Origin of the sequence: Micromonospora sp. HM5-17 (assembly GCF_003762835.1) — a bacterium.
In the GTDB taxonomy this organism is placed as follows: domain Bacteria; phylum Actinomycetota; class Actinomycetes; order Mycobacteriales; family Micromonosporaceae; genus Plantactinospora.
In genome coordinates this window covers 310,921-324,571 of sequence record NZ_RJWA01000003.1, presented here as the reverse complement: position 1 = coordinate 324,571, position 13,651 = coordinate 310,921, and the positions used below count along the sequence as shown (strand labels likewise).

The following is a 13,651-nucleotide window of genomic DNA, read 5'->3' as shown; positions in this document are numbered from 1 at the left end:
GTCCGGCGAGCATCGAAACCGAGCGAACGCGAACCGTCACGGTGCGGGGTGACAGGGATCCGCATCCTGACAGGTGGGGCCGGGAAGGGCACGGACACCGTGTCCGTCACCGCGCGACCGAACCCGGTCCGTCACGCGCGGCACCTGACAGGCCTCCCGTCCGAGACGCCGACCGGAACCTGCGGGTCGGCGCACCGCGCTCAGAAGCGGTCGCTGGGGCGGTACGTCCCCCAGACCTCGCGCAGCACCCCGCAGACCTCCCCCACGGTGGCCCGGGCGCGCAACGCCTCCTTCATCGGGTAGAGCACGTTCTCCGTCCCGGCGGCGGCGGTTCGCAGCTCGTCCAGCGCCCGCCGCACCGCGCCGGAGTCCCGGTCGGCGCGCAGCCGGGCCAGCCGCTCGGCCTGCGCCGCCTCGATGGCGGGGTCGACCCGCAGCGGCTGGTACGGCTCCTCCTCGTCCACAGTGAACCGGTTGACCCCCACCACCACCCGGGTCCCGGAATCGATCTCCTGCGCCATCCGGTACGCCGCGGCCTCGATCTCCCGCTTCTGGAAGCCCGCCTCGATCGCCTCCACCGCCGAGCCGTACTCGGCGACCCGGGCCATCAGCTCCCGTACCCCGGCCTCGATCTCGTCGGTCATCGCCTCGACGACGTACGAGCCGGCGAAGGGGTCGACGGTGGCGGTCAGGTCGGTCTCGTACGCCAGCACCTGCTGGGTCCGCAGCGCCAGCCGCGCGGCCTTCTCGGTCGGCAGCGCGATCGCCTCGTCGAAGCTGTTGGTGTGCAGCGACTGGGTCCCGCCGAGCACCGCGGCGAGCCCCTGCACCGTGACCCGGACCAGGTTCACCTCGGGCTGCTGCGCGGTGAGCTGCACCCCGGCGGTCTGGGTGTGGAAGCGCAGCATCATCGACCTCGGATCGCGGGCGCCGAACTCGTCACGCATCAGGCTGGCCCAGATCCGCCGGGCGGCCCGGAACTTCGCCACCTCCTCCAACAGGGTGGTCCGGGCCACGAAGAAGAACGACAGCCGAGGCGCGAAGTCGTCCACCGCCAGCCCGGCGTCGAGCGCGGCGCGGACGTACGCGAGACCGTTGGCCAGGGTGAAGGCGATCTCCTGCACCGGGGTCGCTCCGGCCTCCGCCATGTGGTAGCCGGAAATGGAGATCGTGTTCCACCTCGGCACCTCCTTGCGGCAGTACGCGAAGGTGTCGGCCACCAGCCGCAGCGACGGCTTCGGCGGGAAGATGTACGTGCCCCGGGCGATGTACTCCTTCAGGATGTCGTTCTGGATGGTGCCGCTCAACGCCGACCCGGGGACGCCGGACTCCTCCGCGACGAGCTGGTAGAGCAGCAGCAACACCGCGGCGGGAGCGTTGATGGTCATCGAGGTGGAGACCTTGTCCAGCGGGATGCCGGCGAAGAGGGTCCGCATGTCCTCGATGGAGTCGATCGCGACCCCGACCTTGCCGACCTCGCCGTGTGCGATCGGGTCGTCGGAGTCGTACCCCATCTGGGTCGGCAGGTCGAACGCGACGGAGAGCCCCATCGTGCCGGCGGCGAGGAGCTGGTGGTAGCGGGCGTTGGACTCGGTGGCGGTGCCGAAACCGGCGTACTGCCGCATGGTCCACGGCCGCGTGGTGTACATCGTCGGGTACACCCCACGGGTGTACGGGAAGGTGCCAGGCGCGCCCAGCCGCGCGTCCAGTCCGCCCGCCACGTCGGCGGCGTCGTAGACCGTCTTGATCGGGAATCCGGACTCGCTCAACCGACGTTCGCTCATAGCCGGCATCGTAGATCCCAACAAGTGGACAGCAGACGACGAGCGGCCCCGCCCGGGGCCCGGCCGGCGGGCAACCACCGGAAACCTCACCACACAGTGACGGGTTAATAACTGTCAGCACCGACAATTACGCACCCGGTGAGAAGGCTGACACGTTCGGTGGAGTTCTGGGGGACTCCGGCGGTTGCCTTTCCCTTCTGCGGTCGGAACCCGCAATATAGGGGGGTTCTGTCCCATGCCCCTCGATTCTCTCGGTGGCTCTTCTGTGACTCAGATCCCGACGTGGAGTGGCGGACCGGTCAATCCCCCGAACGGACGTGCAGCACCCGGCATCACCATCGGTGGCCGGTACCTGTTGCGGGCCGCGGTCGGGCACGGCGGCATGGGCACGGTGTGGCGTGCCGCCGACACCCTGCTGCGCCGCGACGTGGCGGTGAAGGAGGTCGTCTTCCCTGCCGGGCTGGCCTCCAGCGACCGCGACGCGATGTACGAGCGCACCCTGCGCGAGGCCCGAGCCGCCGCGGCCCTACAACACCCCGCCGTCGTCCAAGTCTACGACGTGGTGACCGAGGATGACCGGCCCTGGATCGTGATGGAGCTGCTCGACGCGCGCAGCCTCGCCGACATGGTGATCGAGGACGGCCCCCTCGCCCCCCGGGCCGTCGCCAAGATCGGCATCGCCCTGCTCGGCGCGCTGGAGGTGGCGCACGCGAACGGCGTCCTGCACCGGGACGTGAAGCCGGCGAACGTGCTGATCTGCTCCGACGGCCGCTGCGTCCTCACCGACTTCGGCGTCGCCCGGATGCCGACCGACGTGCAGCTCACCACCCCGGGCATGGTGCTCGGGTCCCCGCATTTCATCTCGCCCGAACGGGCCATGGGCAAGGAGTTCGGCCCGCCCAGCGACCTCTTCTCGCTCGGCGTCACCCTCTACACCGCCGTCGAGGGTCGGCCGCCGTTCGACAAGGGTGACCCGATCGAGACCATGCACGCCGTGGTCGAGGACCCGCCCGCCCCGCCCAGCCGCTCCGGGCCGCTCACCCGGGTCCTGATGGGTCTGCTGGAGAAGGACCCCGCCCGACGGCTGGACGTCACCGCCGCCCGCACCATGCTGCGCGAGCTGCTGGCCGGCCCGCTGGCCAGCAAGGCCGCCGGCAACCACGTCACCGACCCGTACGCGGTGGTGGCGCCCCAACGCCCGACCTGGCAGCAGTCGCCCGCCACCCAGGCGCCCACCCCGGCCGGCTCCGGCCAGCCGTCGCACCGCCCGCAGCCGGAACCGGCCGGACAGGTCGGCGGGCGGGCGATGCTCGCCCCCGGCGAGTCCCTGGCCGACCGGATCGCCCGCAGCGCCCGAACCGACGCCGCGGCCGGGACGCCCCGGCCCGCGACCGCCGGAGCGGGGTCGGCCGACGTGCCGACCGGCGCGATGCCCACCGCCGGGATGGCCGCGGGCGCGATGCCGACCAGCGCCATGCCCACCAGCGCGCTGCCGACCGGTCCGATGCCGAACGCCCGCGCCGGCCGGTGGGTGACCACGCCACCCGGCGGACGGGGCCCACTCGACACGCCGACCGGCGCCATGCCCGGGGCGAGCGGCGGCCCCGGCACCGTCCACGTCGCCAGCGGCGGCGGGCTGGGCCGGGCCGTGGCCGGGGCCCGCCGTGCCGGCGGCAGCCTGATCCAGAGCATCAAGGGCTGGCCCCGGCAGGTCCAGCTCGCCGCGGCGGGCGGACTGGCCCTGGTGCTGCTCGTCGGCGTTCTGGTCGGGTCGCTCGGCGGCGACGACCCGGAACCGAGCCCCTCGGTGCAGGCCGGCAAGTCCCCGGACGTCGTTCCCGCCTCCTTCCCGACCCAGACCCACAACGAGCGCGGCGTCTCGATCAGCGTGCCGAAGGGCTGGAAGAGGGCCGCGCCGAAGAAGGCGGTCTACGTCGACTACACCGACCCGAACGACTCCGGCCGCCGGGTACGCGTGCTGGTGGAGGACTTCAAGGGCACCAGCTCGCGGCGGTGGGCGGAGATCGCGGCCAACGGGCTGAGGTCCAGCAAGAGCTGCGCGAAGCCGTTCCAGCAGCTCGGGCTGACCGACGAGGAGCTGGCCGGCAAGCCCGCCGCACAGCTGGAGTACACCTGCGGCCCCGACGGCAGCCAGCGCCACGGCATCTGGCGCGGCGTCGTCACCGACGGCAAGGTCTACTCCTTCTACCTGACCACGCCGGCCGAGCGGTTCGAGGAGAGCAAGGCGATCTTCGACACGATGGTCGAGTCCTTCCAGCTCACCAACGCGGGCTGAGCGGCGGCGCGGCGGCCGGGGTGCCGGCCGCCGCGCCCCGCCACCCCGGCCGTTCCCGCCGCGATCCCGGGGCCGGTCCCGGCGGCACCCCCGGCACCGTGCTATCAAGTCGGGGTGGCGGCAGAACCCAGCGACCTTGACGACCTGCGCGTCCAGGCCCAGACCTGGATCGACGACGATCCTGACCCCGCAAGCCGGGACGAGCTCCGGGGACTCCTCGACCGGCTCCCCGAGAGCGCGGCCGAGCTCGCCGACCGCTTCGCCCGGCCGCTGACCTTCGGCACCGCCGGCCTGCGCGGTCCACTGCGGGCCGGCCCCAACGGCATGAACCTGGCCGTGGTCACCCAGGCCGCGGCCGGGCTGGTCCGTTGGCTCGCCGCCCGGGGCGCGCCCGGCCCGCTGGTCATCGGGTACGACGCCCGACACGGCTCCCGGGCCTTCGCCGAGCGGACGGCGCGGGTGGCCACCGGGGCCGGCCGGCCGGCGCTGCTGCTCCCCCGGCCACTGCCCACCCCGGTCCTCGCGTACGCGGTCCGGGCGCTCGGCGCGGTCGCCGGGGTGATGGTCACCGCCAGCCACAACCCGCCCCAGGACAACGGCTACAAGGTCTACCTTGGTACGGAGCTGGGCGGTGCCCGCGGCGGTGGCGCACAGATCGTGCCCCCGGTCGACGCGGAGATCGAGGCCGCGATCCGGGCGGTCGGGCCGCTGGCGGCGGTGCCGCTCGGCGGCCCGGGCGAGGTGCTCGACGACCGGGTCGTTGCCGAGTACGTCCGCGCCGCCGCCGCGGTGATCGCCCCGGATGGGCCCCGGGACCTGAGGATCGCGTACACGCCGCTGCACGGGGTGGGTGCCGCCGTGCTCACCTCGGTCTTCGCCCGGGCCGGGTTCGGCGTACCCGGGGTGGTGCCGGAGCAGGCCGAGCCGGACCCGGACTTCCCCACCGTCTCCTTCCCCAACCCGGAGGAGCCGGGTGCCATCGACCGGCTGCTCACCCTGGCCCGTACGGTCGACGCCGACCTCGCGATCGCCAACGACCCGGACGCCGATCGGTGCGCGGTGGCGATCCCGGACCCGGTCCGGGGCTGGCGGATGCTGCACGGCGACGAGCTGGGGGTGCTGCTCGCCGACCACCTGATGCGACGGGGCAGGGGCGGGCTCTACGCCACCACGATCGTCTCGTCGTCCCTGCTGCGCCGGCTCTGCGCGGCACGGGGCCGGGCGTACGCCGAGACGCTCACCGGGTTCAAGTGGATCGTCCGGGCCGAGGCGGGGGAGGCGGAGCTGACGTACGGCTACGAGGAGGCGCTCGGCTACTGCGTCGCTCCGGGGCAGGTTCGGGACAAGGACGGGATCACCGCAGCGCTGACCGTCGCCGAGCTGGCGGCGGCGCTGAAGGCCGAGGGGCGGACGGTCGCCGAGCGGCTGGACGAGCTGGCCGCCGAGTTCGGCGTACACCTGACCGACCAGCTCTCGGTCCGGGTCGACGACCTGCGCGAGATCGAGAACGCGATGACGTACATCCGCACCAAGACCCCGGGCACCCTGCTGGACGAGCCGGTCGTCTCGGTCGAGGATCGGGCGCCGGAGGCGGACGTGCTGATCCTGCGCACCGAGACCGCCCGGGTGGTGATCCGGCCCTCCGGGACCGAGCCGAAGCTGAAGGCGTACCTGGAGGTCGTGGAGCCGGTCGTCGGGGGCGACGTGCCGGCCGCCCGGGAGCGGGCCGCCGCGTCGGTACGCGCGCTGCGCACCGAGACGGCGGCGGCCCTGGGGGTCTGGTAGTCCCGCCCGTCGGGCGCCGCGCTCCGGCGCGATCTCGCGCGGTGGGCGCCCGACAGGACCGGTTCCGGAGTTCTCCGGGGGTGGTGCTCAGGCCCGGATGCCGAGCGCGGTCTCGATCGCCCGGGAGAGCGCGGCGATCACCAGTGCCACCGAGGGGCGGATCGTCGACTCCTCCAGGTCGACCCCGCCGTCGGCGAAACCGGCGCCCCGGGCGATCTCCAGCAGCCGGTTGCGGGCGTCCTCGGCGGCCGGTCCGGTCAACCCCAGGCTCGGCTCCACCCGGATCGCCGCCATCACCGCGGCGAGCGCGGCGGTCCGTTCGTCCGGGACCCGTTCCCCGGTCAGCGCATCGACCAGGCGCGCCCGGATCTCCGCCTCGACCGACGGGTCGAGCACCGGATAGCGGTGGACGTGGATGTGATCGAGCCGGGTCTCGTCAACGTCGGTGATCACACCCCGGTCGCAGAGGTCGCCGAGGATCCGGTCACGCAGCCCGTGCCGGAGCCGCTGGAGCCAGGAGGCCGGGGTGTGCGGGGTGTCGTTGGCGATCTTGGCAAGGACGTCGTCGGCGATCACGTCACCGGTCGGCGTCGGGTCGGTGATCACAATCGAACCGTCAGAGAACGCGACCCGTCCGGCGAGCGCCAGGTCGACCAGCACGGCGGCGGCCATGCCCAGGTCGAGGGCGATCCGTGACCCGGTCGCCTTGCCGGACTCGTCGTCGTAGCCGAGCAGCAGCAACTCCTCGGCCAACCCAACACCAGTCATGGCCCGGAACGGTAGCCGGTCGGGGCCACCCGTGCATGCCTCCCGGCCGCCGGTGTCCCGATGGAGGCCAGAACCGGCCGTCGCCACGGTTCGGCACGGCCTCCGCTACCGCCGCTCAGAACCGGGGCATGCCGCCGAACTGGCGGTCGCCGGCGTCGCCAAGCCCCGGCACGATGAACATCTGGTCGTTCAGCCGCTCGTCGATGGCCGCGGTCACCAGTCGCAACGGCAGGCCGGAGCGCTTCAGCCGCTCGATGCCGGCCGGGGCGGCGAGCACGCAGATCACGACGATGTCGGTGCAGCCGCGTTCGGCGAGGAGTCGGCAGCAGTGCTCCAGCGAGCCACCGGTGGCGAGCATCGGGTCCAGCACCAGCACCGGACGCCCGGTCAGGTCGGTCGGGAGCGACTCCATGTAGGCGCGGGGCTGGTAGGTGTGCTCGTCGCGGGCCAGCCCGACGAAGCCCATCGAGGACTCCGGAAGCAGCGCCAGCGCCGAGTCGGCCATCCCGAGCCCGGCCCGGAGCACGGGCACCAGCAGCGGTGGGTTCGCCAGCCGGGTCCCCTCGGTCGGCGCCACCGGGGTGGTGATCGGGTAGGTCTCGACCGGCAGGGATCGCGCGGCCTCGTACACCAGCATGGTGGTGAGCTCGCGCAGCGCGGCCCGAAACGACGCCGAGTCGGTCCGGACGTCGCGCATCGCGGTGAGTCGCGTCCGGGCCACGGGATGGTCAACGACGAGTACGTCCACGGTCGCACAACCTACTAGGAAGCGTCCGGCCGCCGGCAACCGTCCGGCCGGCGGCCACCGGTCCGACCCCGCCCCCACCCGACGGCCAAATATGGCCAAGATCACACTCTGGCCCCGGTGCGTATGCTTGCCCGCATGACGGCGACAGCGGCGTCGGCGCGGTCCGACCTGACCGAGGTAGCCCGCTCCGAGGCGACCCTCCGGAGCTTCCTACACGGGCTTCCCGGCGTGGACCAGGTCGGCGCGGAACAGCGGGCGGCGATGCTCGCCACCCGATCGATCAAGACCACCGCCAAGGCGTGGGCGATCGACCTGGCGATCCGGATGGTCGACCTGACCACCCTGGAGGGGGCCGACACCCCCGGCAAGGTCCGGGCCCTGGCCGCGAAGGCCCGGCGGCCGGACCCCGCCGATCCGTCCTGTCCGGCGGTCGCGGCCGTCTGCGTCTATCCGCGCCTGGTGCCGGTCGCCGCCGAGGCGCTACGCGGATCCGGGATCCATCTGGCGAGCGTGGCGACCGCGTTCCCGTCCGGGCAGGCGCCGCTGGAGGTCAGGCTCGCCGACACCCGGGCGGCGGTCGCGGCCGGCGCCGACGAGATCGACATGGTGATCAACCGGGGCGCCTTCCTCGCCGGCCGCTACCTGGAGGTCTTCGAGGAGATCGTCGCGGTGAAGGCGGCCTGCGGGGACGCCCACCTCAAGGTCATCCTGGAGACGGGCGAGCTGGTCACCTACGACAACGTCCGCCGGGCCTCCTGGCTGGCGATGCTCGCCGGCGCCGACTTCATCAAGACCTCGACCGGCAAGGTCCCGGTCGCCGCCACCCTGCCGGTCACGCTCGTGATGCTGGAGGCCGTCCGCGACTTCCGCGACGCCACGGGGCGGCAGGTCGGGGTCAAGCCCGCCGGCGGCATCCGGACCGCCAAGGATGCGATCAGGTACCTGGTGCTGGTGAACGAGACCGCCGGCGAGGACTGGCTGCACCCGGACCGGTTCCGGTTCGGCGCCTCCAGCCTCCTCAACGACCTGCTGATGCAGCGCACCCGGCTGCGCACCGGCGTCTACTCCGGCCCCGACTACTTCACCCTGGACTGACGATGTTCGAGTACGCGCCCGCGCCGGAGTCCCGCGCGGTGGTCGAGCTGAAGCCGTCGTACGGCCTGTTCATCGACGGCGAGTTCGTCGACCCGCTCGACGGTGGCAGCTTCACGTCGATCAACCCGGCCACCGAGGAGGTCCTGTCCGAGGTCGCCGAGGCCGGCCCCGACGACGTCGACCGCGCGGTACGGGCGGCCCGCCGGGCGTACGCCGAGGTGTGGGGGCCGATGCCCGGCCGGGACCGGGCGAAGTACCTGTTCCGGATCGCCCGGATCATCCAGGAGCGGTCCCGGGAGTTGGCGGTGTTGGAGTCGCTGGACAACGGCAAGCCGATCCGGGAGTCCCGCGACGTGGACCTGCCGCTGGTCGCCGCGCACTTCTTCTACCACGCCGGCTGGGCCGACAAGCTCGCCTACGCCGGGCTCGGCCCGAACCCTCGCCCGCTCGGGGTCGCCGGCCAGGTCATCCCGTGGAACTTCCCGCTGTTGATGCTGGCCTGGAAGATCGCCCCGGCGCTGGCCACCGGTAACACGGTGGTGCTGAAGCCGGCCGAGACCACGCCGCTGACCGCGCTGCGCTTCGCGGAGATCTGCCAGCAGGCCGACCTGCCGCCGGGGGTGGTCAACATCGTCACGGGCGCCGGGAAGACCGGCCAGGCGGTGGTCGAGCACCCCGACGTCGACAAGGTGGCCTTCACCGGCTCGACCGAGGTGGGTCGGCAGATCGCGCGGGCGGTCGCCGGCACCCGTAAGAAGCTCACCCTGGAACTCGGCGGCAAGGCCGCCAACATCGTCTTCGAGGACGCCCCGCTCGACCAGGCGGTCGAGGGAATCATCAACGGCATCTTCTTCAACCAGGGCCACGTCTGCTGCGCCGGCTCTCGGCTACTCGTCCAGGAGTCCGTGTACGACGAGGTCCTCGCCGCGCTGAAGCGGCGGATGGCGCGGCTGCGGGTCGGCGACCCGCTGGACAAGAACACCGACGTCGGGGCGATCAACTCGGCCGCCCAGCTGGCCCGGATCCGGGAACTCTCCGAGGCCGGCACCGCCGAGGGGGCCGAGCGCTGGTCCCCACCGTGCGACCTGCCGGACCGCGGCTTCTGGTTCGCCCCGACCATCTTCACCGGGGTCAGCCAGTCCCACCGGATCGCCCGGGAGGAGATCTTCGGGCCGGTGCTGTCGGTGCTGACCTTCCGCACCCCGGCCGAGGCGGTCGAGAAGGCCAACAACACCCCGTACGGGCTCTCGGCCGGGATCTGGACCGAGAAGGGGTCCCGGATCCTCTGGCTGGCCGACCGGCTCCGGGCCGGAGTCGTCTGGGCGAACACCTTCAACCGGTTCGACCCGACCTCGCCGTTCGGGGGATACAAGGAGTCGGGCTACGGCCGGGAGGGCGGCCGGCACGGGCTGGAGGCGTACCTGGATGTCTGAGCGGGTGGCGGTACGCAAGACGTACAAGCTCTTCATCGGCGGGAAGTTCCCGCGTAGCGAGTCGGGGCGGTCGTATCCGGTGCAGAACACGAACGTGTCGCTGGCCTCCCGCAAGGACGTCCGGGACGCGGTGCAGGCGGCCCGGGCCGCCGTCGCCGGCTGGTCGGGCGCGACGGCGTACAACCGGGGTCAGGTCCTCTACCGGGTCGCCGAGATGCTGGAGGGTCGGCGGGACCAGTTCGTCGGCCTCGGTGTGCCGACCGTCGAGGTCGACGAGGCGATCGACCGGTGGGTGTGGTACGCCGGCTGGGCCGACAAGATCGCCCAGGTGTACGGCAACGCCAACCCGGTCGCCGGCCCGTACTTCAACCTCTCCGCTCCGGAGCCGACCGGGGTGGTCGGGGTGGTCGCCCCGGCCGAGCCGGCGCTGCTCGGGCTGGTCAGCGTGGTGGCACCGACGATCGTCACCGGCAACACGGTGGTGGTGCTGGTCGCCGAGACCGCCCCGCTGCCGGCGGTGACCCTGGCCGAGGTGCTGGCCACCTCCGACCTGCCCGGCGGGGTGGTGAACCTGCTCACCGGGCGGCCAGCCGAGACGGCGCCGTGGCTGGCCGGGCACATGGACGTGAACGCCCTCGACCTGACCGGGGTGACCGATCCGGGTTTCGCCGCCGAGCTGGAGCGCGCCGCCGCCGGCAACCTGAAGCGGGTCCTCCGGCCACCGGCGGGACCGGTCGACTGGTACGCCGATCCCGGCCTCGGCCGGATGACCGCCTTCCTGGAAACCAAGACCGTCTGGCACCCCAAGGGCATCTGAGGTGTAAGGAAGGGCCCCTTCTTATCGTTTTTTGTTGTAAAGGGGGCCCTTCCTTACACCTCGGCGGGACGTACGACGGAAGGTAGTAGACTGGCTGCGTGACACGACTCGGTGACCTCGAACGCGCGGTAATGGACGTGCTCTGGGACCAGAAGCCGGGCAACGGGGTCACCGTCCGCGAGGTGGCCGAGGCGCTGCGAGACCGCGGGCTGGCGTACACCACCGTGATGACGGTGTTGGACCGGCTTGCCGGCAAGGGCATGGTGGAGCGCGAGCGGGAGGGCCGCGCCTGGCGCTACCGGCCGGCCGCCAGCCGGGAGGCACACATCGCCCGGCTGATGCTCGACGCGCTCGACCTGGCCGGAAGCCGGGACGCGGCGCTGATCCGGTTCGCCCGGTCGGTGACCGGCACCGAGGCCGAGATCCTGCGCGCCGCGCTCGCCGAGGAGGCGGCCGGCGGGGTGCCGGAGTCCGCTCCGGCAGGTGGCGCCACCGCCGGTCCGACGAACGACCGGGCGGAGGTTCCGCCACCCGCACCGGAACGGCAGGTCTGAGTGCGATGACCGACGCCGCCTGCTTCGCGATCGCCGCCCTGGGGTGCTACGGTGCGGCGCAGGCGCTCTCCGGCGCCAAAGGGCTCGGTGCCGCCTGGACCTGGCACAGCCCCCGGGTCGCGATCATCTGCTGGCAGGCGGTGGGTCTGGCCCTCGGGCTCTCCGCGATCGGTGTGCCGCTCTCCCTGGGGCTGGCCCCGTACGGCACCAGCACCGGCTCGGCGCTGCGGTCGCTCGCCGGCGACCTGTTCGGTGGCGGCGACCTGCCGCCCGGCCTGGGCGTGTCGCAGCTCGCCCTGATCGGCGTCGGGTTCGGGATAGCCGCCGTCCTGCTCGGCTCGACGGTACGAAGCCTGCTCAGCGCGCTGCGTGCCCAGCGCCGGCACCGGGACCTGCTCGCCCTGGTCGCCCGGAACGACCCGGCCGCGCCGGGGGCGTTGGTCCTCGACCACCCCAGCGCCGCGGCGTACTGCCTGCCCGGGGTACGCCCGCAGGTGGTGGTCAGCGCCGGCACGCTGAGCCTGCTCGACCGGGCCCAGCTCGCCGCCGTGCTCAGCCACGAGCGGGCGCACGCCGACGAGCGCCACGACCTCGTCCTGCTGCCCTTCACCGCGCTGTGCCGGGCGCTGCCCTGGGCGCGCTGGGTACGCGCGGCCCACGAGACCGTCGCGCTGCTGGTGGAGATGAGGGCGGACGACAAGGCCCGGAAGCTGCACGCCGACGCGCCGCTCGCCGCCGCCCTGCTGCGGTTCGCCACCGCCGGTGCCCGGATCACCCCGGTGGGAGCGCTCGGCGTCGCCGACGTCCACCTGGACGCCCGGGTACGGCGGCTGCTGGCGGCACCGCGGCCGACCCGGCTACCGGGCGCGACCGCGCTCGCCCTGGCCACCCTGCTGGTGAGCCTGCCGGTCTCCCTCCTGCTGCGCTGATCCGTCGCACCGCGCCGTCCTGCCCTACGCCGACGTCGCCGGCGCCGCGGGGGCACATCTACTACGCGTCGTAGTAAAGTGAAGGGGTACCTCCACAAGGTCGGGCACGGTGCGTCACGGCCGGTACGCATAGGTAGTCTGCCTACGCGTGGGCTCGCGGCACGGTGACACCGACGCCGAAGGATTGCCATGGACTCACTACTGATCGCCCGCCTCCAGTTCGCCACGACGGCGTCGATCCACTTCCTCTTCGTGCTCGTGACCCTGGGCCTGGTGACCCTGCTGGTCTGCCTGCAGACGATCGGGTTCCTCACCCGCCGGCCGGTGTACGAGCGGCTCACCCGGTTCTGGGGCACCCTGTACGTGATCAACTATGTCCTCGGCATCGCCACCGGCATCGTGCTCGAGTTCCAGTTCGGACTGAACTGGAGCGGCCTGTCGAGGTACGTCGGCAACGTCGTCGGCGCTCCCCTCGCCATCGAGACGCTGGTCGCCTTCTTCCTGGAGTCCACCCTGCTCGGCATGTGGATCTTCGGCTGGCACCGGCTCCGGCCCGGTCTCCACCTGGCGCTGCTCTGGGGGGTCGCGCTCACCGCGTACGCCTCCGCGTTCTGGGTGATGGTCGCCAACTCGTGGCTCCAGAACCCGGTCGGATACGAGGTACGCGACGGCGTCGCCCAGCTCACCAACGTCGCGGCCCTGCTCGGCAACCCGGCGCTGCGGCACGCGCTCCCGCACGTCCTCGGCGCCGCGCTGATGACCGGCGGCGTCCTGATGGCCGGGATCAGCTCCTGGCACCTCATACGGCGCACCACCGACCCCGCGTTCCGCACCTCGCTGCGGATCGGCGTGGTCGCCGGGGTGCTCGGCTGCACGATCGCGCTGGGCACCGGTTTTCCGCAGCTCGGTGAGGTCCGTGCGATGCAGCCGACCAAGTTCGGCGACGAGGCGGCCCGGTCGGCGCTGATCGCGCGCTGGACGGACCAGTTCGGTCCCGGCGACTACACCCCGCCGGAGTGGATCGGGGCTCCGCTGGAGGCGATGATGGGCATCGGCTACCTGGCCTCCCTGCTGGTCCTGCTGCTGCCGCTCCTCTACCGGGACTGGATCATCCGGCTGCGCGCCCCGCTGTACCTGCTGCTTCTCAGCATTCCGCTGCCGTTCGTCGCGGCGATCTCGGGCTGGCTGGTCCGGGAGGTCGGTCGCCAGCCATGGGCGGCGTACGGCGTGCTGCCGATCGCCGACGCCGTCAGCCCGGTCGACGGTCGCCTGCTCCTCGCCTCGTACCTCGGCTTCACACTGCTGCTCGGCGGCCTCGCGGTCGCCAACTGGATCCTGATCGCCCGACACGCCGCCCGGGGTGCCGACGACCCGGTGCTGGGCCGGCCGCCGGTGCGCCATCCCGAACCCGCGCCCACACCCGTGTTTGCCTGAGGGAGGCG

11 protein-coding genes are annotated in these 13,651 nt (G+C 72.7%); 8 read left to right on the top strand and 3 right to left on the bottom strand.

Translation table 11 applies throughout. The features are described from left to right. Positions 1 to 200 precede the first annotated feature (200 nt). Positions 201 to 1,784: a methylmalonyl-CoA mutase gene (locus EF879_RS10875; RefSeq protein WP_123557462.1), complete on the bottom strand. Its 1,584-nt coding sequence runs from the start codon at positions 1,782 to 1,784 to the stop codon at positions 201 to 203. A gap of 265 nt (positions 1,785 to 2,049) precedes the next feature. Here EF879_RS10875 and EF879_RS10870 point away from each other — a divergent pair, with 265 nt between their 5' ends. Both EF879_RS10870 and EF879_RS10865 read left to right on the top strand, forming a co-directional pair. After that, positions 2,050 to 4,080, top strand: a complete 2,031-nt coding sequence (locus EF879_RS10870; protein ID WP_123557460.1) for a serine/threonine-protein kinase — start codon at positions 2,050 to 2,052, stop codon at positions 4,078 to 4,080. Between the two features lie 114 nt (positions 4,081 to 4,194). After that, positions 4,195 to 5,865: a phospho-sugar mutase gene (locus EF879_RS10865; RefSeq protein WP_123557458.1), complete on the top strand. Its 1,671-nt coding sequence runs from the start codon at positions 4,195 to 4,197 to the stop codon at positions 5,863 to 5,865. 87 nt (positions 5,866 to 5,952) lie between these two features. On the opposite strand, the gene EF879_RS10860 is transcribed toward EF879_RS10865, so the two are convergent. Together EF879_RS10860 and upp are read right to left on the bottom strand one after the other, a co-directional pair. Continuing rightward, positions 5,953 to 6,633 (bottom strand): GPP34 family phosphoprotein, encoded by a 681-nt coding sequence (locus EF879_RS10860; protein WP_123557456.1) that lies wholly within the window; start codon positions 6,631 to 6,633, stop codon positions 5,953 to 5,955. Between the two features lie 115 nt (positions 6,634 to 6,748). After that, on the bottom strand, positions 6,749 to 7,381 hold the full coding sequence (upp, locus tag EF879_RS10855; protein ID WP_123557455.1) for a uracil phosphoribosyltransferase: 633 nt from the start codon (positions 7,379 to 7,381) through the stop codon (positions 6,749 to 6,751). 135 nt (positions 7,382 to 7,516) lie between these two features. Here upp and deoC point away from each other — a divergent pair, with 135 nt between their 5' ends. The 6 genes from deoC to EF879_RS10825 all read left to right on the top strand — a co-directional run bounded on the left by deoC (position 7,517) and on the right by EF879_RS10825 (position 13,643). Beyond that, positions 7,517 to 8,476, top strand: a complete 960-nt coding sequence (gene deoC / locus EF879_RS10850) for a deoxyribose-phosphate aldolase (RefSeq protein ID WP_123557453.1) — start codon at positions 7,517 to 7,519, stop codon at positions 8,474 to 8,476. 2 nt (positions 8,477 to 8,478) lie between these two features. After that, positions 8,479 to 9,909 (top strand): aldehyde dehydrogenase family protein, encoded by a 1,431-nt coding sequence (locus tag EF879_RS10845; protein ID WP_123557451.1) that lies wholly within the window; start codon positions 8,479 to 8,481, stop codon positions 9,907 to 9,909. After that, a complete protein-coding gene (locus tag EF879_RS10840) occupies positions 9,902 to 10,726 on the top strand; it encodes an aldehyde dehydrogenase family protein (RefSeq protein WP_123557449.1) in 825 nt (274 codons plus the stop codon). Before EF879_RS10845 ends, EF879_RS10840 begins: the two co-directional genes overlap by 8 nt. A 98-nt stretch (positions 10,727 to 10,824) precedes the next feature. Beyond that, positions 10,825 to 11,280, top strand: coding sequence for a BlaI/MecI/CopY family transcriptional regulator (locus EF879_RS10835; protein ID WP_123557447.1), 456 nt, complete (start codon positions 10,825 to 10,827; stop codon positions 11,278 to 11,280). 5 nt (positions 11,281 to 11,285) lie between these two features. Beyond that, positions 11,286 to 12,209 (top strand): M56 family metallopeptidase, encoded by a 924-nt coding sequence (locus tag EF879_RS10830; protein WP_123557445.1) that lies wholly within the window; start codon positions 11,286 to 11,288, stop codon positions 12,207 to 12,209. A gap of 189 nt (positions 12,210 to 12,398) precedes the next feature. Beyond that, on the top strand, positions 12,399 to 13,643 hold the full coding sequence (locus EF879_RS10825; RefSeq protein WP_123557444.1) for a cytochrome ubiquinol oxidase subunit I: 1,245 nt from the start codon (positions 12,399 to 12,401) through the stop codon (positions 13,641 to 13,643). Positions 13,644 to 13,651 lie beyond the last annotated feature (8 nt).